This window comes from Pseudomonas sp. MF09150 (genome assembly GCF_059862355.1).
Genome location: NZ_JCBCUS010000002.1, coordinates 55,654 through 74,599 on the forward strand (window position 1 = coordinate 55,654; position 18,946 = coordinate 74,599).

Sequence of the window (18,946 nt, forward strand, 5' to 3'; positions counted from 1 at the left end):
GCAGGCGACTGGCGGTGCCTGCGGGCGGGTGGGAAGGCTTAGCGGGGTGGGTAGTTGCTCAGGATGCGGGCCACGGTGGCACGCACTGCGGCGCTGCGGTCAGCCGGGTTCGGCGTGCTGCTGAGCATCTGCTCGTCGCTGCCGCGCCATACCAGCTTGCCGTCCTTGTCATCGAGCAGGTCAATCTGGATGGTCGCCACCTTGTAGGTGATATTGCGCGTCTCGTTGTACATCGGCCCGCCCCAGTAGCCATTCCAGGGCCCACCCCAACCGCCGCCATAATTGGTGGTGACTTGCTGCTGGCGGTCTTCGACGATCAGGTAGGCCTGCACATTCAGGTCAGGCCGGGTGCCCGCTGCGGCCGGACGCAGGCCACGCTGGTCCAGTTGATCGGCCACCGCCTGGCGGATGCGCTGCTCGGTGAGGTCACTCTTGATTCGCGGGTCATCGGGCCGGTACTGCAGGCCGGGCTCTTTCCAGCTCCAGTTGCGGTACGCGCCAAAGTCGCGACTGGCGTCGAAGTCATGGTTGATCTGGTTGGCGGCGCAAGCACTGAGCAGCACGGCAGCGACCAGTAAAGCGAGACGACGGAACATGATTTTTCTCCGGCTCAAGACAGGGACCTGAACAGTTGCCACTAGCTGGGAGGATACGCCTGCATGGCCTTTTCCACAGCCTTGCGCAACGCATCGGCACGTTCGCTCAAGCTGCCGCGGCTACTGGTCTCGGCGCTGGCGCTCCACACCGGCTGCCCGCTGCCGCCGTCGAACAGGTTGACCCGCACCACGACCACTTCCACCTCGTAGGTGCGCACCACCGGCACGCTGCCATACATCCCGTAACCGTTGCCGTACCGGTTATAACCGCCATAGCCGCCGTAACCGTAGTCGTCCCGCTCCTGGCGCAGGCGCTTCTCCAGATGCAGGTCGGCACTCACCCACAGGTCGGCCGGCCGGTTGTCATGCACGGGGCGCAAGCCGCGCTGATCCAGGGCATTGCTGACCGCTTCGGCCACCTGCGCCGAGTCGGCCCAGGCCGAACCGCTGGGCAGGCGCCCGTTGAGCCAGGCCCAATTGCGGTAGCGTCCGTAGTCACGCTGCGGCGCCGGGTAGGCGCTGCGGTCGAAGGTGGTGGCCGCTTGCGGCGGCGCCGGCGGTATCGGCGTGGAGCTGGCGACGTAAGGATTGCTGCCCTGGCAGGCGGCAAGCCCGGTGCACAACAGGATCAGAGCAAGACGGCGGTTCATTTTGCGCTCCGTTAAACCGGACGACACATCCAGTGCAGATAACGCCCAAGCCCGGCAAAGCCTGGGTGACGACGGTGAGCCAGTTCCATTTCCAGTAAATCCACCAGCTCGGCACGGGCCTGGAACTCCACCGGCATGTAATCGTGGAACACCCGGACCCCGCTCTGGGTTTCGACCGTCCACAGGCCCTCAAGTTGCGCCGCCAGTTCGCGCGGATCAAGGGGCCGCTGCGGGGTCAGGCTCTGCTTCTCGCCGGCCATGTCGTTGCTGCGCATCTTGCGGAAGTGGCCCTTGAGCAGGTTGCGGTAAATCAAGGCATCGCGGTTATAGAAGGCCAGCGACAACCAGCCATCGCGGGCCGTCAGCTGATGCAGCACCGGCAGGATCGCGTGAGGCTCGGCCAGCCATTCGAGCACGGCATGGCACAGCACCAGGTCGTAGGGTTCGGTGAGCTGGCCCAGCAGCTCCTGCCACGGCGCCTGGATAAAGGTCGCCACCTGCCCGGCATCGGCGAAACGTTGGCGTGCCCCTTCAAGCATCGGTGCTGCGGGTTCGGCCAGGGTTACCTGGTGCCCACGCTCGGCCAGCCACAGCGACATATGCCCCAGCCCGGCGCCGATATCCAGCACCCGCAATGGGCGATCCGGCAGCACCTCGGCGAGATCCGCCTGCAACACCGCAAGGCGAATCGCACCCTTGGCACCGCCGTAGATTTTTTCGGCGAAACGGGTCGCCAACTGATCGAAATGACGGTCGCTCATCAGCTGAACCGCCGTTCGTTGTCCGCCAGCTTGCTGCGCACCACCTGTTCCATGTCCAACCCCAGCTCGCTGCACAGCAGCAATAGATACAGCACGATGTCGCCGACTTCCTGGCCGGCATGGGCCAGCTTGTCGGCAGGCAGTTGGCGGGACTGGTCTTCGCTCAGCCATTGGAAGATTTCCACCAGCTCGGCCATCTCCACGCTGGCGGCCATGGCCAGGTTCTTCGGGCTGTGAAATTGCCGCCAGTCATTGCGGTCGCGAATGGCGTGCAGGCGTTGGGTCAGTTCGTCTAGGTTCATCGGGGTCTCCTGAAGGCGTATAGCTTCCGGGGGATGGCCATGGGACGCAAGCACCGCGCACTATCGCCGGGCCGGCGCCTGCTACAGAATGCCCGGCAGCTGTCGCGCGCCAGCGGTTCTATGCTTGAAGGGAACTCGGCAGACGATCCAACGGCCCAAGGCACAGACCCGGCAAGTACGCCGCTCACTGATCAGGACACCCCCATGCAGGTAGAAAGCTTTTTCGAATGGCTCGGCCAGGCCCTGGGCTCGGTCATCCGTTTTATCGTCGATGGCCTCAGCGGATTGTTCAACGCCCTGACCCACGCCGGCGGCAACTTCGTCGACGGGCTGTCGCGGACCCTGGGCATGGACACCTCGATCATCAGCATCGCCGCACTGATCATCGGCCTGATGCTGTTGTACTCGGCCGTGCGGGCCTTTATGCGGGCCTCGATCATCATGGGCATCATCTGGCTGATGCTAGGCCTGTGGCTGTTGAGCTGGGTCGTCCACTGAGCCACGGCCTGAGCCGCGCTTACCGGTAAAATGCCCTCCGGCCGCCGCGACGAGGTGCGCTGCGGCTACAATGCCCGCTCTCGCAAGGAGCCTGCATGCCCCCCCTGATTAACGACTGGCGCCACCGCCCGACCCACCGGCGGGTCTGGGCGCTGGCTGCGCCGATGATTCTCTCGAATATCTCCGTGCCCCTGGTGGCCCTGGTCGATAGCACCGTGATCGGCCACCTGCCCCACGCCCACCAGTTGGGCGCGGTGGCCGTCGGCGCCAGCCTCTATACCTTCCTCGCCTGGGCCATGGGCTTTTTGCGCATGGGGGCCACCGGCTTTGCCGCCCAGGCCGCCGGGCGTGGCGACGGCGCCGCGCTGCGGCAGATTCTGCTGCAAGGCCTGTTGCTGGCCATAGGTCTGGCGCTGCTTTTGGGGATGATCGGTGTTCCTCTGAGCGGCATGGCCCTGCAGCTGATGCAGCCCTCGGCGGAACTCGACCAGATGACCCGCGCCTTTTTCCACACCCGGCTACTCGGGTTGCCAGCGGCCCTGGCCAGTTTCGCCCTGGTGGGCTGGTTCCTCGGGACCCAGAATGCCCGGGCGCCGCTGGCGATTCTGCTGAGCACCAACCTGGTGAACATCGCCCTCAACCTGTGGTTCGTGCTGGGCCTGGATTGGGGTGTGGTCGGCTCGGCGCGGGCTTCGGTGATCGCCGAGTGGACCGGGGCACTGATCGGCCTGGCCATGACCCGCCCGGCCCTGCGCGCCTACCCGGGACAGATCGCCTGGCAGGCGCTGCGCCGCTGGCAGAGCTGGCGCCCGCTGCTGGCGGTCAATCGCGATATCTTCATTCGCAGCCTGGCCCTGCAATCGGTGTTTTTCCTGATCACGGTCCAGGGAGCACGCCTGGGGGATGCCACGGTGGCGGCCAATGCCCTGCTGCTTAACGGGTTGCTGCTCACCGCCCATGCCCTGGATGGCCTGGCCCATGCGGTGGAAGCCCTGTGCGGCCACGCCATCGGCGCCCATGATAGACGCGCCCTGCGCCGCTCACTGGTGGTCGCCTGCGGCTGGTCGCTGCTGGCCAGCCTGGGGTTTGCCGCGCTGTTCATGCTGGCTGGCCATCTGTTTGTCGAGATGCAGACCAACATCCCCGAGGTGCGCCAGACCGCCTTTATCTACCTGCCCTACCTCGCTGCCCTGCCGCTGATCGCGGTCTGGAGCTACCTGCTCGACGGCCTGTTCATCGGTGCCACCCGCGCCCGTGAGATGCGCAACGGCATGCTGCTCAGCGTGTTGATGCTGATGCCCTTCGCCTGGGCCCTGAGCGGTTTCGGCAACCACGGCCTGTGGCTGACCTTTTTGCTGTTCATGGCCCTGCGCAGCCTGACCCTGGCGGCCTTTGCCTGGCACTTGGAGAAAACCGACGGCTGGTTCGCCAAGGCTCACTGAGCGGGCGTGGCGCCGACGAATTCGGTCACTCGCTCGAGCACCGGCGCCAGGCCGCGCAAGGGCCGCGACAGCGCCGCCACCAGGGTGCCGTGATTGGTTCTGGAGAAGTAGAACTCCTGCACCGGCACCCCGGCCCGGCGCAAGGTAGTGGCCAGGCCACCGGTGTTACGTTGCGGGTTGACCAGGGAGTCCTTGCTGGACGCCATCAACAGCGCCGGCGGCGCCCCACGGCTGACATGGTTGATGGGCTGCGAGTCGGGCGGTGAGTCCGGGTAGAAGAACACCGGGCGCACGTCCTGGTTGGCGATCGGCAAAAAGTCATAGGGGCCCGCGAGGCCGATCCAGCCCTTGATCAGTGCCGGGCTCAGGCCCTGCGCCGCCAACAGGCTCGGGTCCAGGGCCAGCATCGCCGCGTTGTAGGCACCGGAGCTGTGGCCCATCAGATACAGGCGCGCCGGGTCGGCGCCGTAGTCGGCAATATGCCGGTAGGTCCAGGCCACCGCTTGCGCCCCGTCCTGCAAAAATGCCGGGTAACGCACTTGCGGGTACAGGCGATAGTCGGCCAGCACCACCACCATGCCCCGTGAGGCCAGGGCCTCGCCGACAAAACCGTAGTCTTCGCGCGAGCCGCTGTTCCAGCTGCCCCCGTAGAAAAACACCACCACCGGGGCATTCGGCACTGCTGATTTGGGCTGATAGATGTCGAGCTTCTGCCGCGGATCGCTGCCATAGGCAATCCCACTGACTTTGCTGAACGAACTGCTGGGGGTCAGGGCATTGAGCACCTTGAGCGGCGAACACCCACTGAGTATCGCCATCAGCACCCCACTGACCGCCAGCACCCACACCCGCATCCGTTTATTCGACATCGCGCTACCCCAGGTTCGGTGGTTCGGGCGCCAGGCCCTATGCAGCAGGCTAGCTGGCGTGCAGGGATGCACAGGCAAAAAAAATCGCGGTCTGCGCCGGCACCTACAAGGTAGGAACCGGCAAAGACCGCGATCGTTCAGCCGTGTAAGGGCTTTATCAGCTCGACAGGTACGACGAGCGGGTCAGGCCCAGACGCAGGGCGTCGAGGAACTGGGTGCGCTCCGAGGCGCTGATCTTGGCGCTGGCGCATTTGTCCCGGTAGTGGGTCATCAGCTCTTCGGGCGACAAGTGCACGTAGCGCAGCATGTCTTCGATGGTGTCGTGGGTTTCGATACCCGCGCTGTACACCGAGCCGTCGGCCTTCTGATAGATATTCACCGAGTCCGTGTCGCCGAACAGGTTGTGCATGTCGCCAAGAATTTCCTGATAGGCGCCCACCAGGAAAATCCCCAGCAGGTAATCCTCGCCTTCTTTCAGGGCGTGCACCGGCAGGCTGGTCTCGATGCTCTGCTCGTCGACGTACTGCTTGATCTTGCCGTCGGAGTCGCAGGTCAGGTCTTGCAGCACCGCACGGCGCAGCGGCTCTTCGTCGAGGCGGTGCAGCGGCAGGATCGGCAGCACCTGGCCGATGGCCCAGGTGTCGGGCAGGCTCTGGAACACCGAGAAGTTGCAGATGTACTTGTCGGCCAGCTTGTCGTTGAGCTCGTCCAGCACCTGACGGTGGGAACGCTGGCGGGCTTTCAGCGAGTTGTGCAGGCGGCGGCACACGGCGAAATAGCACTGCTCGGCCAGGGCTTTTTCTGCCAGGGTCAGCTTGCCGTCGGCGTACTGGGCCGCAACGTCACTCATGTAGTGGGTCGCGCGCCAGTAGGTCTCGGTGACCATCTCGATATCGGTCGGGCCCAGCAGGTCCACCAGCCATTGCACGGTTTCCGGCAGGCTTTCCTTGTTTTCGATCAGCGGTACGTCGTCGTTGTGTTTCTCGACGTCGGTCACCTGCACCACCAGCATGGCGTGGTGCGCGGTCAGCGAGCGGCCGCTTTCGGAGAAGATGTTCGGGTGCGGCAGGTTCTGCGCATCGCAGAATTCCTTGAGCATGCCCACCACCACGCCAGCGTAGTCGTCCATGTCGTAGTTGATCGAGCTGGCGTTGCGCGAGTGAGTGCCGTCGTAGTCCACGCCCAGGCCGCCGCCGACGTCGATGTGATCCACCGGCAGGCCGAGGTTGCGCAACTCGCCGTAGTAGCGGATCGCTTCCTTGAAGCCGTGCTGGTAGTCCGCCAGGTTGGCGATCTGCGAACCCATATGGAAGTGCAGCAAACGGATGCCCTGGTCCAGGCCGGCCGCGCGGAAGCGCTCGACCACCGACAGCAGCTGCGCCGCCGACAAACCGAACTTGGACTTCTCGCCACCGGTGTCGGCCCATTTGCTCGACGCCAGGGACGACAGGCGCACTCGCAGGCCAACCTGCGGCTTGACCTTGAGATTGGCGGCTTCTTCGATCACCAGGCCGACTTCGGATTCTTTCTCGATCACGATAAATACGTTGTGGCCCAGCTTCTGGCCCATCAGCGCAAGGCGGATGAACTCACGGTCCTTGTAACCGTTGCAGACGATGGTGCCGCCCTTCGGTGCCAGGGCCAGGACCGCCAGCAGCTCGGGCTTGGAGCCGGCCTCCAGGCCGATCGAGACGTCCTGGGTGGCGATGATGTTTTCGATCACCGCTTCCTGCTGGTTGACCTTGATCGGGTACAGCGCGGTGTATTTGCTCTGGTATTCCAGGCGCTCGATGTTCGAGTCGAAGGCACCGGTCAGCTGGCGCACGCGGTCCTGCAGGATATCCGGGAAGCGCACCAGCAGCGGCAAGGACAGGCCGCTTTTGCGCAGCTCGTCGACTTGCTCGTAGAGGTCGATGGGCGAGCTGTTCGGACCGTTCGGACGAACTTCGACGCGACCGGCGTCATTGATCGCGAAATACCCGGCCCCCCAATGGCGAATCCCATAAACACTGCGGCTGTCCGCAACTGTCCATTGGCTGCCATCGTCTTTGCGTGTGCGTCGTACGGACATCGAAGTCCCCTATAAAGAAGTCATAGAGCGCCACCCCTATCGAAGGCTGGCGCAGTCTAAAGAATGAAAATGACGATTAGCCTGCAACGAGGGGGTAGACCTCAGTTGCCGTGCCGAGTTTAGAAACCGGTCATGAACAGGCTCTGTGAAAACCATGGAGACGACGCACGAGCCGCTATGAACCGGCTGCATCAAGTCGAGGGGGTGGTTTTCACAGAGGCTGCTAGCCGCCGGACTTCTTCGCTTTGAAACCGTGTTTGATCAGCTCGGCCAAGAGTAGCTCGACATGATCACCCTGGATCTCGATCACGCCGTCTTTCAACGCGCCACCGGTGCCGCAACGCTTCTTCAAGCTCGTTGCCAGATCCTTGAGCGCGTCTTCGACCAGGGGCACGCCGGTGATGGTGGTCACCGTCTTGCCGCCACGGCCCTTGCTTTCGCGACGCACGCGAGCAATGCCGTCGCCGGCTGGGATAGCGGTTTGTTTGCAGATGCAGGCTGCCACCGGCTGGCTACAGTCCGGGCAATGTCGACCTGCGTCGGTGGAAAATACCAGGCCACCAAGGGCGGCGAAGGATGCGGCTTTTTTGGCCACCGGCAATCCTCTTGGGAGGACAAAGACTGGTCGAAGCACAAGGCCGTGCCATCGACCGCGAAGCCCCACTCAGGCAGGGGCAGCGCTACTGGACCGGGGCGCCGATAAAAGCACCGCCGGTTCAGCTTGAAAAGTCGCGCAGTGTAACGGCAAAAAGCCCCGTTGCTAAGAGCCAATCAGCGTCAATTTATGCAACTTTAACGACGTCGGGCCAGATAGCGTTGCAGGGCCGCCAGAGAGTCCGGGCAATAGGGCTTTTCCTGGATTTCCTGCAGCACCACATCGATCGGCAGAAACCGCGCTTCCAGCACCTCTTCGGGCTGCAGGCGCAGGGGACCGTCCCACACCGCGGAGAACGCCGAGCACCAGAGGCGGTTGCCGGTGTCCTCGAAGTAAAAGTGGTCATGGGCGGTCAGCTCGACGCCGCCCACCCCCAGCTCTTCTTCCAGTTCACGGGCCGCCGACTCGGCGTAGGTTTCGGTGGCGAGCACCATGCCCCCTGCCGCCACGTCCCAGTAACCCGGGTAGATGGCCTTGCTCAGGGTACGGCGGTGCACGCACAGCTCACCGGCTGAGTTGAACAGCAGGATATAGGTGCCACGGCCGATCAGCCCGCGCTCGCGCAACTGCGAGCGGACCATGGCCCCGAGCAATTGGTCTTCACCGTCGACCCAGGCGATATGTTCTGCATCCGAGGCCGCACGGTGCGCGGCCTCGTCGTGGGAGGCGGACATGAATCAGCCCTGGTTCAGCAGTTGACGCAGGTCGATGACTGCGGCGTTGGCGCGGGAAATATAGTTGGCCATGACCAGCGAGTGGTTGGCCAATACCCCGAAACCGCTGCCGTTGAGGATCATCGGGCTCCATACGGGCTCCTGCGAAGCCTCCAGTTCACGAATGATCTGACGCACGCTGACGGTGGCGTTCTTCTTCGCCAGCACGTCGGCGAAATCGACTTCAATGGCGCGCAGCAGGTGCGACAGCGCCCAGGCCTGGCCACGGGCTTCGTAGAACACGTTGTCGATCTGCATCCACGGGGTCTCGACCACTTCTTCATCGACCTGCGGCACCTGGCCCACGGCCGGCGCTTCGGTTTTCAGCGACGTATTGAGCTTGACCCGGCCAACGCTGGCCGACAGACGCTGGGACAGCGAACCCAGGCGGGTGCCGACGTCGCCCAGCCAGTTGTTGAGGTTATCGGCGCGGGCATAGAACAGCGCGCCCTTCTGGTTCGGATCGGACAACCGAGCCTGATAGCGGCTCAGGGAATTGATGCCATCCTGATATTCCGATTCGCTGGACGGCAGCACCCAGCTCTTGTTGTCGAAGTTGAAGCGCGGCTCGGCCTTGGCCAGGTCGGCATCTTCAGCGGACTGCGACTGCGAGCGGGCGAAATCCTTGCGCAGGGCGCGGGTCAGGTCGCGGACCTGGACCAGCACGCCGTACTCCCAGCTCGGCATGTTGTCCATCCACAGGCCCGGCGGAAAACGGTCGTTGGAAATATAGCCACCCGGTTTGTCCAGCAGGGTCCCGGCCACGGTCTTCAGGGTTTCCACCGTGGTGTAGCCGATGACCATCTGCTTGCCTTCTTTCTCGGCGGCGATCTGGGCATTCTGCTGCACCGGAAACAGAGCCGGCTCCTGGCTCCAATACCAGCCCAGGGCAATGGTCACCAGCAGGTAGAGCCCCACCAGGGTGGCCAGGGCGCGGCTGAACAGCAGGCCACCGAAATAGCTGCGTGTCGCCGACTTGGGTTCGGCAGCACGATCCGGCGCGCTGCCTGCGCGATTCTTCCAGTCCAGCATGGCTATATCCTTTCAATCACTTGAGTTCATCGGTTCGACCACAACCCTACTCCATCGTGCCGGGCACCGAGCGGATTAATCGCCCGTGACCCGGAGCACCGCCGCAGATCGACGCGCCACTATAAATGAAGCACAGCCCACAGCCTATGCGACCAGTCGGTCGCGAAATGAATCAGGTCGCATTGCAGATTATTGACGTACGACACTCATAGGATTGAAAAGAGGTGCTAGCATAGAGCCACCAGTCGACCTCAGCATGCAGCCTAACTAGTAGTCAGGATATGACCGAGCCAGAAGACCCCAGCCGTGAGCGCCTCAAGCACCACTTTGCCCAGCGGGTAATTCATCAGGCACGTCAGATTCTTGAGATATGGCAACGCCTGCAACGCAGCGAATGGTCCACCGCCGACATGTCCGAACTCAGTGAGGCCAACCTGCGCCTGCTGCGTTTCGCCGAACGTTTCGAACAACCCGAACACAGCCAATTGGCCCGCAGCATCAGCGATTCGCTGAGCGCCGTGGATGCCAATCGCGGACGCCTGAGCAGTGGCCTGATCACTGACCTCAACCGCCTGATGCAACGCCTGTCGCGCACCGGCCTGCGCCACGGCGACCAACTGGAACAAACCTTCCTGCCGCCCCTGCGCAAGCCGATCTACGTGATGCTGCAAGACCACGATCGCGCCGAACGCCTGGCCAAGCAGTTGGAGTTCTTCGGTCTCAGTGCCCAGTCCCTGGACAGCGTCGATGCGTTTCGCGCCTCCATGGTCGAGCGCCTGCCGGCGGCGATCGTCATCGACGTCGACTTCAGCGGCGCCGGCCAAGGCCTGAAACTGGCGGCCGAAGCCCAGGAAGGCCTGGAACACAAACTGCCGCTGCTGTTTTTCAGCCTCCACGAAACCGACACCCCGACCCGCCTCGCGGCGGTGCGTGCCGGTGGCCAGGAGTTCCTCACCGGAACCCTGGAAGCCTCGAGCCTGCTGGAGAAAATCGAAGTCCTGACCTGCGTCGCCCAGTACGAGCCCTATAAGGTGCTGATCATCGACGACTCGCGGGCCCAGGCCATGCACACCGAGCGCCTGCTCAACAGCGCCGGGATTGTCACCCGCACCCTGATCGAACCGATCCAGGCCATGGCCGAGCTGGCGGATTTCCAGCCGGACCTGATCATCCTCGACATGTACATGCCGGCCTGCACCGGCACCGAGCTGGCCAAGGTGATCCGCCATAACGACCGTTATGTCAGCGTGCCGATCATCTACCTGTCGGCCGAAGACGACCTGGACAAGCAACTCGACGCCATGAGCGAAGGCGGCGACGACTTCCTGACCAAGCCGATCAAGCCGCGCCACCTGATCACTACCGTGCGCAACCGCGCGGCACGGGCACGCAACCTCAAGGCGCGGATGGTCCGCGACAGCCTGACCGGGCTGTACAACCACACCCATATCCTGCAACTGCTCGAAGACTGCAGCTTCCGCGCCCGCCGCGAAAGCAAGCCGCTGAGCTTTGCCATGCTCGATATCGACCACTTCAAGCGGGTCAATGACAGCCACGGCCACCCCATGGGCGACCGGGTGATCAAGAGCCTGGCGCTGTTTCTCAAGCAACGCCTGCGCAAGACCGACTTTATCGGCCGTTACGGCGGTGAAGAATTCGCCATCGTCATGCCCGACACCGACGTCGAATCGGCCTGCAAGGTGCTGGACGAAATCCGCCAGCGCTTCGCCGAAATCCACTACCCCGCGCAGCCCCAGGACCTGTGGTGCACCTTCAGCGCCGGGGTGGTGGAACTGCGCGAAGATTCCGACAGCCTGATGATGGCCAGCCAGGCCGATGAAGCGCTCTACCGCGCCAAGAACAGCGGCCGCAACCGGGTCCAGGCAGCGCGACATCAAAGTGCTATCTTTTCCACCGAATCGGCCGATTCGGTCATAACCCTGTAACACAAACGCAATAAATTCAGGCGCTTACCATTCAAGTCGTTGGTAGAGCCCCGATGCGCCTGAAGCTGCTGACCAATCTCAATACCCTGTTACTCGTTGCCGTGTGCCTGGCCCTGGGCGCGACCCTGTGGTGGTCGCAGCGGGCCCTGGAGCGCCCCTATCTGCTGATGGAGCATTACCTGGGCCTGTCCCAGCAGTTCCAGAGCGACGTGGCGCGCAATATCGAGGACTACCTGGCCAGCGGCGACGCCCTGCGCCTGAGCAGCGCCAGCCAGGCCGTCGAAACCCTGCAGAACGAGCTCGGCCAATTGCCCCCGGAACTGGCGCAAAGCCTGCGCCCGAGCCTGGCCAGCCTCGACCAGTTCAGCAAGAGTGATCTGCTGGCCGCAGGCAAGCTGGCCGGCGACCCGCAGGCCCTGTTGCTGCAGGCCGAACGCGAGCTGGGGGCCAACCTTGAACAGCTCAGCCAATACGCCAGCAGCACCGACAGCGCCAACGCCCGTGCCTACCTGCCGCTGCTGCTGAGCGCCGCGCAGCACCTGGGCAAGCTGTCCCTGGCCCGGGACAAACTGGTGAGCAGCGGACGCAGCGAGCTGGCCGCCGATGTCGAGCGCGAGGTGAACAACATCCGCAGCCAGGCCGAGCGCCTGGAGGCCCTGCCGTTGCTGGGCGTGACCAGCAGCAGTGAATCCAACACCGATGACTTCGCCGCCCTGATGGGCCTGGACAACAGCGTGAAAGCCGTCGCCGAAGACACCGGCGTCGGCCTCAAGCGGGAACTCAACAGCCTGCTCACCCGCTACCCGGCCGAGCTGAACCGCACCCGCGAACAGATCCAGAAACGCGCCGACCTCAGCGCCGCCACCCACCTGAAAATCGCCACCGTGCAACAGGCCATCGCCGGGCTGGAGCCGGCGGTGCGAGCCCAGCACGGGCAGATCCAGGGCGAAGTGCGGCTGATGCAAGGCCTGATGATCGGCCTGATCCTGTTGATCGCATTGGTGATCGACACCCTGCAACGCAAGCTGGCGCGGGTCCTGACCAACCTGGCCCCGGCGCTGTCGACCTGGGCCGAGGGCGACTTCAGCCAGGGCATCCACCTGGGCAAGACCAACCGTGAGTTGCATGCGATCGAGGAGTCATTGAATCGCCTGCGGGCCTATCTGGTGGACCTGGTGGGCACCATTCGCCAGAACGCCGAGCAGGTCGCCGGCAGCAGCCGAGCCCTGGCCGAGTTGAGCAGCGGCTTGCACAGCGGCGCGCAACGCCAGGCGGGTGATACCGCGCAGATCCGCGATGCCCTGGGCGAACTGGAAGCCACCATTCAGCAGGTAGCCGGCGATGCCAGCCAGGCCGCCGACGCCAGCCGCAGCGCCGGGCTCGCCGTGGAGCACGGGCAGAAAGTGATTGGCCTGAGCCTGACCGGGCTCCACGCACTGGTGGATGAAGTGCAAGGCAACGCACAGATGATCGAGCACCTGGCTGAAGAGTCGGCGACCATCGGCGGCGTACTGACGGTGATCCGCTCGATCGCCGACCAGACCAACCTGCTGGCCCTTAACGCGGCCATCGAAGCGGCTCGGGCCGGGGAAATGGGCCGTGGTTTTGCCGTGGTGGCCGAGGAAGTGCGCTCCCTGGCGCAACGTACCGCCGGCGCCACCGCCGAGATCCAGACCCTGATCGCCGGCCTGCAGACCGCCGCCCGGCAATCGGTGGAAGGCATGCGCGCCCAGGTCGAACACGCCGAAGCCACGGCCAATCAGGCCCAGGCCGCCGATGGCGCGCTGGACAAGATCGTCGGCGCGATCCAGACCATCTCCGATACCGCCGTGCGCATCGCCGACGTCACTGCCCAGCAAAGCGGCGCCGTCAGCGAGATCCGCGATCACAGCGAACGCATCCACCAACTGGGCGGCGACAACCTGCTGCGCATCGGCGAAGGCCGCGAACAAGGCGCCACCCTGCTGACCCTGGGCGGTCAGTTGCACACCGCCGTGCAGGCCTTTCGCGTGTGACCCCACCCCATAGCCGCTGCCGCCAGGCTGCGGCCACAGGCACGCCACAGCGGCCATGAAGGCCGGCGTCCGTTATCATGCGCACACTTTCGATTCGCGAGATCGCCATGCGCCGCCTGCTCTGCCTGATGCTGCTAATGCTCGCCCTGCCGGCAACCGCCGCCGGGCTTCTGGATTCACGCCCCAGCTCGACCCTGGGCGCGGTCAATAACAGCGCCGACTTCCTGCCGGTGCGCCAAGCCTTCCAATTGAGCCTGGTGCAGAGCACGCCCGAGTCGATCAAGCTGCGCTTCGTCGCCACCGACGGTTATTACCTCTACCGCCACCGCTTTCAGTTTCGCAGCGAGCCAGCCGATATCGGCCTCGGCGCGGCGCAGTTGCCCGCAGGCGAGCAGAAACACGATGAGTACTTCGGCGATGTCGAGGTCTATCACGGCATTCTCGACGTCGAGCTGCCACGCACGGCCAACGACCCACGGGCCTTTACCCTGGCCGTCACCTACCAGGGCTGCGCCGACAAGGGCCTGTGTTATCCACCGGAAACCGAACGCCTGCAGATCGACCCGACAGGCAGCCCTGCAACACACTGGAGCTGGCGCGAACTGGCGGTGTTCCTGCTCGCCGGCATCGGGCTGACCTTTACCCCCTGTGTCCTGCCGATGCTGCCGATTCTGTCCGGGGTGGTGTTGCGTGGCCAGGTGGGTGGCTGGCGCGGTTTCACCCTCTCGGTGGCCTACGTGCTGCCGATGGCCGCCTGCTTTGCCCTGCTCGGCGCTCTGATGGGGATGTTCGGCGCACAACTGAACTTGCAGGCGCGCCTGCAATCGGCCTGGGTGCTGGGGCCTTTCGCGCTGTTCTTCGCGCTGTTCGCCCTGGCGATGTTCGACGTGTTCGAACTCAAGCTGCCGCGCTTTATCAGCAACCGACTGGAACACATTGCCGGGCGTACCCAAGGCGGGTCGCTGTGGGGCGCAGCGGTTCTGGGAGTGGTTTCCAGCCTGCTGGTATCGCCCTGCGTATCCGCGCCACTGGCCGGCGCCCTGCTGTATATAAGCGCCAGCGGCGATGCCCTGGGCGGGGCCTTGAAACTGTTCGCCCTGGGCCTGGGCATGGGCCTGCCGCTGGTAGTGGTGGCCACGGGCGGCGCGGCCTGGCTGCCGAAAAGCGGCTCATGGCTGATCTACGTGAAAAACGCGATTGGCGTTCTCCTGCTGGGCCTGGCCATCGGCCTGCTGAGCCGGGTATTGCCGGGGCAGATCACCTTGCTGCTGGTGGGCGCGCTGGCGGCTGGCGTCGGGCTGTTCCTCGGCGCGCTGGAGTTTATCTACAAGGCGCCCCGCCAGCGCCTGGCGCAATTGCTGGGTCTGTTCCTGATGTTTTATGCACTGGCCTGCTGGTATGGCGCGCTCAGCGGTCAAACCGACCCGCTGCGCCCTCTTCCCGGCGGCACGCCTGCGGTGGCCACCCAGGCGTCGAACGGCGCCTGGCAAACCATCGATACGCCGGCCGCGCTGGAGCAGGCACTGGCCGAGGCCAAGGCGGCGCGCCAGCCGCTGTTGCTCGACTGGTACGCCGACTGGTGCATCAGCTGCAAAGTCATCGAGCACCAGGTGCTGAACGACAGCCAGGTGGTCGACCGGCTCAAGGGCTATCGCCTGGTCCGCTTCGACATGACCGCCAGCAATGCCGAGCAACGCGCCCTGCTTGATCGCTACCAATTGTTCGGGCCACCGGCCTTGCTGTTTTTTGGCAAAGATGGCGCCGAACGTGCAGAAGTCAGGGTGATTGGTGAAATCAACGCGGCGGACTTCGCCGAACGTGTCGCCAAAGCGAATGACCGGATTTAAACACCCAGTCACATATTTTGCGCAAACATCGGTCATCGTGCTGGCTATTGCAGAGAACTGGACAGTCATAAACGCTTTGCGGCATAGTCGCGCAGTTCTGGGCACTGCTCACTCTAATAACGGCGCGACAACAAGGAACAGCAGATGGCGACCCTACTGGTTCTGCACGGACCCAACCTGAACCTGCTCGGCACCCGTGAACCGGGCGTCTACGGTGCAGTGACCCTGGCCCAGATCAATCAAGACCTGGAACAGCGGGCCCGTGATGCCGGGCACCATTTGCTCTACCTGCAAAGCAACGCCGAGTATGAATTGATCGACCGGATCCATGCTGCCCGTGGCGAAGGCGTGGACTTCATTTTGATCAATCCAGCAGCTTTTACGCATACAAGCGTCGCATTACGTGACGCGCTGCTGGCGGTGAGCATCCCATTCATCGAAGTGCATTTGTCCAACGTGCACAAACGCGAACCATTCCGCCATCACTCCTACTTCTCCGACGTTGCGGTGGGAGTGATCTGCGGCCTTGGCGCCAGCGGTTACCGACTGGCCCTGGAGGCCGCACTAGAGCAGCTTGAACAACAAGCTAAACGCCCCTGACCGACCCTTGGGAGTTGATGATTCATGGATATCCGTAAAGTTAAGAAACTGATCGAACTGCTGGAAGAGTCCGGCATCGACGAGCTGGATATCAAGGAAGGCGAAGAGTCCGTACGCATCAGCCGCCACAGCAAGACTCCAGCCCAGCAATACTACGCACCGGCTCCAATGGCTGCTCCGGTTGCCGCTCCAGCCGCTGCTCCGGCCGCCGCTGCTGCACCAGCCGCACCCGCAGCCCCAGTGCTGAACGGCACCGTTGCCCGTTCGCCAATGGTTGGCACTTTCTATCGCAAGTCTTCCCCGTCCTCGCCGTCCTTCGTTGAAGTTGGCCAGAGCGTGAAGAAAGGCGACACCCTGTGCATCGTTGAAGCCATGAAGATGATGAACCACATCGAAGCTGAAACCAGCGGTGTGATCGAGTCCATCCTCGTCGAAGACGGCCAGCCGGTTGAGTACGACCAACCGCTGTTCACCATCGTTTGAGCCGCGGAGTGCCTTTGATGCCGACCCCTGCGAAGTTGGAAAAAGTCCTGATTGCCAACCGCGGTGAAATTGCACTGCGGATCCTGCGCGCTTGCAAGGAAATGGGAATCAAGACTGTCGCCGTTTACTCCAAGGCGGACAAAGAGCTGATGCACCTGGGCCTGGCAGACGAATCCGTCTGCATCGGTCCGGCGCAAGCTGCACAGTCTTACCTGCACATCCCGGCCATCATCGCGGCAGCAGAAGTCACCGGCGCCACGGCGATTCACCCAGGCTACGGTTTCCTCGCGGAAAACGCCGACTTCGCCGAACAGGTGGAAAACTCCGGCTTCGCCTTCATCGGCCCGAAAGCTGAAACCATCCGCCTGATGGGCGACAAGGTTTCGGCCAAGCACGCCATGATCGCTGCCGGCGTACCGACCGTTCCAGGCTCCGACGGCCCACTGCCCGAAGACGAAGAAACCGCGTTGCGCATCGGCCGTGAAGTCGGCTATCCGGTGATCATCAAGGCCGCCGGCGGCGGTGGTGGTCGCGGCATGCGTGTGGTGCACAAAGAAGAAGACCTGATCTCCTCGGCCAAGCTGACCCGCTCCGAAGCGGGCGCAGCGTTCGGCAACCCGATGGTCTATCTGGAAAAATTCCTGACCAACCCACGTCACGTGGAAGTCCAGGTGCTTTCCGATGGCCAGGGCCACGCCATCCACCTGGGCGACCGCGATTGCTCGCTGCAACGTCGTCACCAGAAGGTTCTCGAAGAAGCACCGGCACCGGGCATCGACGAGAAAGCGCGTCAGGAAGTCTTCGCCCGCTGCGTCAAGGCGTGCATCGACATCGGCTACCGTGGTGCCGGCACGTTCGAGTTCCTCTACGAGAACGGCAGCTTCTACTTCATCGAGATGAACACTCGTGTCCAGGTAGAGCACCCGGTATCGGAAATGGTCACCGGCATCGACATCGTCAAGGAGATGCTCAGCATCGCCGCCGGCAACAAGCTGTCGTTCACCCAGGATGACGTGGTCATCCGCGGTCACGCGCTGGAATGCCGGATCAACGCCGAAGACCCGAAAACCTTTATGCCAAGCCCAGGCACGGTCAAGCATTTCCATGCTCCGGGCGGCAATGGCGTACGTGTCGATTCGCACCTGTACAGCGGTTATGCGGTTCCACCGAACTACGATTCGTTGATCGGCAAGCTGATCACTTACGGGGCGACCCGTGACGAAGCCATGGCGCGCATGCGCAATGCGCTGGACGAAATCGTCGTCGACGGGATCAAGACCAACATCCCGCTGCACCGCGACCTGACCCGTGACGAAGGCTTCTGCAAAGGGGGAGTGAACATTCACTACCTGGAGCACAAGCTGGCCGAGCAACACTGATCGGCACACGCCACACCGACAAAGCCGCTTTCGAGCGGCTTTGTTGTTTCTGAAACACAGACATGCCCCCCGCCGCCGTGGCGAAGGGCACGCTCCGTCGCCACCGGGATATCCTGTGCAACCCGGTCCTGGCTCGCGTAAACTTGCGCGCTTCTCGCGGCCCGCTAGGCTGCACAACACATATTTTCAAAGGTGCCCGCCATGCCTTGGCTGCAAGTCCGTCTCGCCATCAGCCCAGAACAAGCCGAAACCTATGAAGACGCTTTTCTTGAAGTCGGTGCCGTCTCGGTCACCTTCATGGACGCCGAGGATCAGCCGATCTTCGAACCGGAACTCAACACCACCCCGCTGTGGTCCCACACTCACCTGCTGGCCCTGTTCGAAGACGGCGCCGATCCGGCCAGCGTACTGGCCCACCTCGAGCTGCTGACCGGCAGCCCGCTGCCCGAGCACCACAGCGAAGTGATCGAGGACCAGGATTGGGAGCGTAGCTGGATGGACAATTTCCAGCCCATGCGTTTCGGCCAGCGCCTGTGGATCGTCCCGAGCTGGCACGCCGCGCCGGAGCCGGACGCGGTCAACCTGTTGCTGGACCCGGGCCTGGCGTTCGGCACCGGCACCCACCCGACCACCGCACTGTGCCTGGAATGGCTGGATGGCCAGGACCTCAAGGACTGCAACGTGCTCGACTTCGGCTGCGGCTCGGGGATCCTGGCCATCGCCGCCCTGCTGCTGGGCGCCAAGGAAGCCGTCGGCACCGACATCGACGTCCAGGCCCTGGAAGCCTCCCGCGATAACGCCGGGCGCAACAATATCGCCGAAGCGCTGTTCCCGCTGTACTTGCCGCAGGATCTGCCCCAGGTCCAGGCCGATGTACTGGTGGCCAATATCCTCGCCGGCCCCCTGGTCTCCCTGGCCCCGCAGCTGTCGAGCCTGGTCAAGCCCGGCGGTCGCCTGGCACTGTCGGGGATCCTGGCGGAACAGGGCGAAGAAGTCGCCGCAGCCTATGCCCAGGACTTCGACCTGGACCCCATCGCCAATCGCGATGGCTGGGTGCGCATCAGCGGCCGTCGGCGCTAGAATGGCC

At 63.6% G+C, this 18,946-nt stretch carries 18 protein-coding genes; 9 read left to right on the plus strand and 9 right to left on the minus strand.

From position 1 onward, the window contains the following. Positions 1-38 precede the first annotated feature (38 nt). From AC19YX_RS09805 to AC19YX_RS09820, 4 genes are read right to left on the minus strand one after another with little or no spacing between them, the layout of a single operon-like run. Positions 39-596, minus strand: coding sequence for a DUF4136 domain-containing protein (locus AC19YX_RS09805; protein ID WP_421548826.1), 558 nt, complete (start codon positions 594-596; stop codon positions 39-41). Positions 597-637: 41 nt separating this feature from the next. Beyond that, positions 638-1,246, minus strand: coding sequence for a DUF4136 domain-containing protein (locus AC19YX_RS09810; protein ID WP_078469640.1), 609 nt, complete (start codon positions 1,244-1,246; stop codon positions 638-640). Positions 1,247-1,257: 11 nt separating this feature from the next. Continuing rightward, entirely contained in the window at positions 1,258-2,007 is a 750-nt protein-coding gene (locus AC19YX_RS09815) for a methyltransferase (protein ID WP_078469639.1), read from the minus strand. After that, entirely contained in the window at positions 2,007-2,309 is a 303-nt protein-coding gene (locus tag AC19YX_RS09820; RefSeq protein ID WP_500606161.1) for a MazG-like family protein, read from the minus strand. Before AC19YX_RS09820 ends, AC19YX_RS09815 begins: the two co-directional genes overlap by 1 nt. A gap of 204 nt (positions 2,310-2,513) precedes the next feature. Here AC19YX_RS09820 and AC19YX_RS09825 point away from each other — a divergent pair, with 204 nt between their 5' ends. Next, the gene (locus tag AC19YX_RS09825) at positions 2,514-2,807 is read left to right on the plus strand and encodes a hypothetical protein (protein ID WP_020299164.1); all 294 of its coding nucleotides are present in this window, start codon (positions 2,514-2,516) and stop codon (positions 2,805-2,807) included. A 95-nt stretch (positions 2,808-2,902) separates the two neighbouring features. Beyond that, complete coding sequence (locus AC19YX_RS09830; RefSeq protein ID WP_500606162.1) at positions 2,903-4,249, plus strand: MATE family efflux transporter; 1,347 nt, start codon at positions 2,903-2,905, stop codon at positions 4,247-4,249. Here the strand turns inward: AC19YX_RS09830 and AC19YX_RS09835 are convergent. The 5 genes from AC19YX_RS09835 to AC19YX_RS09855 form a co-directional block, all read right to left on the minus strand. Next, positions 4,243-5,118, minus strand: a complete 876-nt coding sequence (locus AC19YX_RS09835) for an alpha/beta hydrolase (protein WP_500606163.1) — start codon at positions 5,116-5,118, stop codon at positions 4,243-4,245. The genes AC19YX_RS09830 and AC19YX_RS09835 overlap by 7 nt on opposite strands. 157 nt (positions 5,119-5,275) lie before the next feature. Beyond that, positions 5,276-7,189, minus strand: coding sequence for an arginine decarboxylase (gene speA / locus AC19YX_RS09840; RefSeq protein WP_020299161.1), 1,914 nt, complete (start codon positions 7,187-7,189; stop codon positions 5,276-5,278). A 223-nt stretch (positions 7,190-7,412) separates the two neighbouring features. After that, on the minus strand, positions 7,413-7,784 hold the full coding sequence (locus tag AC19YX_RS09845; protein ID WP_500606164.1) for a translation initiation factor Sui1: 372 nt from the start codon (positions 7,782-7,784) through the stop codon (positions 7,413-7,415). 197 nt (positions 7,785-7,981) lie between these two features. Continuing rightward, entirely contained in the window at positions 7,982-8,518 is a 537-nt protein-coding gene (locus tag AC19YX_RS09850) for an NUDIX hydrolase (RefSeq protein WP_020299159.1), read from the minus strand. A 3-nt stretch (positions 8,519-8,521) separates the two neighbouring features. Next, positions 8,522-9,589: a DUF2333 family protein gene (locus tag AC19YX_RS09855; protein ID WP_020299158.1), complete on the minus strand. Its 1,068-nt coding sequence runs from the start codon at positions 9,587-9,589 to the stop codon at positions 8,522-8,524. Positions 9,590-9,870: 281 nt separating this feature from the next. On the opposite strand from AC19YX_RS09855, the gene AC19YX_RS09860 reads away from it, so the two are divergent. From AC19YX_RS09860 to prmA, 7 genes are all read left to right on the plus strand, one after another. Continuing rightward, the gene (locus AC19YX_RS09860; protein ID WP_078469635.1) at positions 9,871-11,535 is read left to right on the plus strand and encodes a response regulator; all 1,665 of its coding nucleotides are present in this window, start codon (positions 9,871-9,873) and stop codon (positions 11,533-11,535) included. Between the two features lie 971 nt (positions 11,536-12,506). Beyond that, positions 12,507-13,550 carry a methyl-accepting chemotaxis protein gene (locus AC19YX_RS09865; RefSeq protein ID WP_446739967.1) on the plus strand — a complete coding sequence of 348 codons (1,044 nt, stop codon included), beginning with the start codon at positions 12,507-12,509 and terminating at the stop codon, positions 13,548-13,550. Positions 13,551-13,657: 107 nt separating this feature from the next. Then, positions 13,658-15,397 carry a protein-disulfide reductase DsbD gene (locus AC19YX_RS09870; protein WP_500606376.1) on the plus strand — a complete coding sequence of 580 codons (1,740 nt, stop codon included), beginning with the start codon at positions 13,658-13,660 and terminating at the stop codon, positions 15,395-15,397. 144 nt (positions 15,398-15,541) lie between these two features. Further along, complete coding sequence (aroQ, locus tag AC19YX_RS09875; RefSeq protein ID WP_020299154.1) at positions 15,542-15,997, plus strand: type II 3-dehydroquinate dehydratase; 456 nt, start codon at positions 15,542-15,544, stop codon at positions 15,995-15,997. A gap of 24 nt (positions 15,998-16,021) precedes the next feature. Next, the gene (accB, locus tag AC19YX_RS09880; protein WP_500606165.1) at positions 16,022-16,480 is read left to right on the plus strand and encodes an acetyl-CoA carboxylase biotin carboxyl carrier protein; all 459 of its coding nucleotides are present in this window, start codon (positions 16,022-16,024) and stop codon (positions 16,478-16,480) included. Between the two features lie 17 nt (positions 16,481-16,497). Further along, positions 16,498-17,859, plus strand: coding sequence for an acetyl-CoA carboxylase biotin carboxylase subunit (accC, locus tag AC19YX_RS09885; RefSeq protein ID WP_020299152.1), 1,362 nt, complete (start codon positions 16,498-16,500; stop codon positions 17,857-17,859). Between the two features lie 201 nt (positions 17,860-18,060). Continuing rightward, positions 18,061-18,939, plus strand: coding sequence for a 50S ribosomal protein L11 methyltransferase (gene prmA, locus AC19YX_RS09890; protein ID WP_078469632.1), 879 nt, complete (start codon positions 18,061-18,063; stop codon positions 18,937-18,939). Positions 18,940-18,946 lie beyond the last annotated feature (7 nt).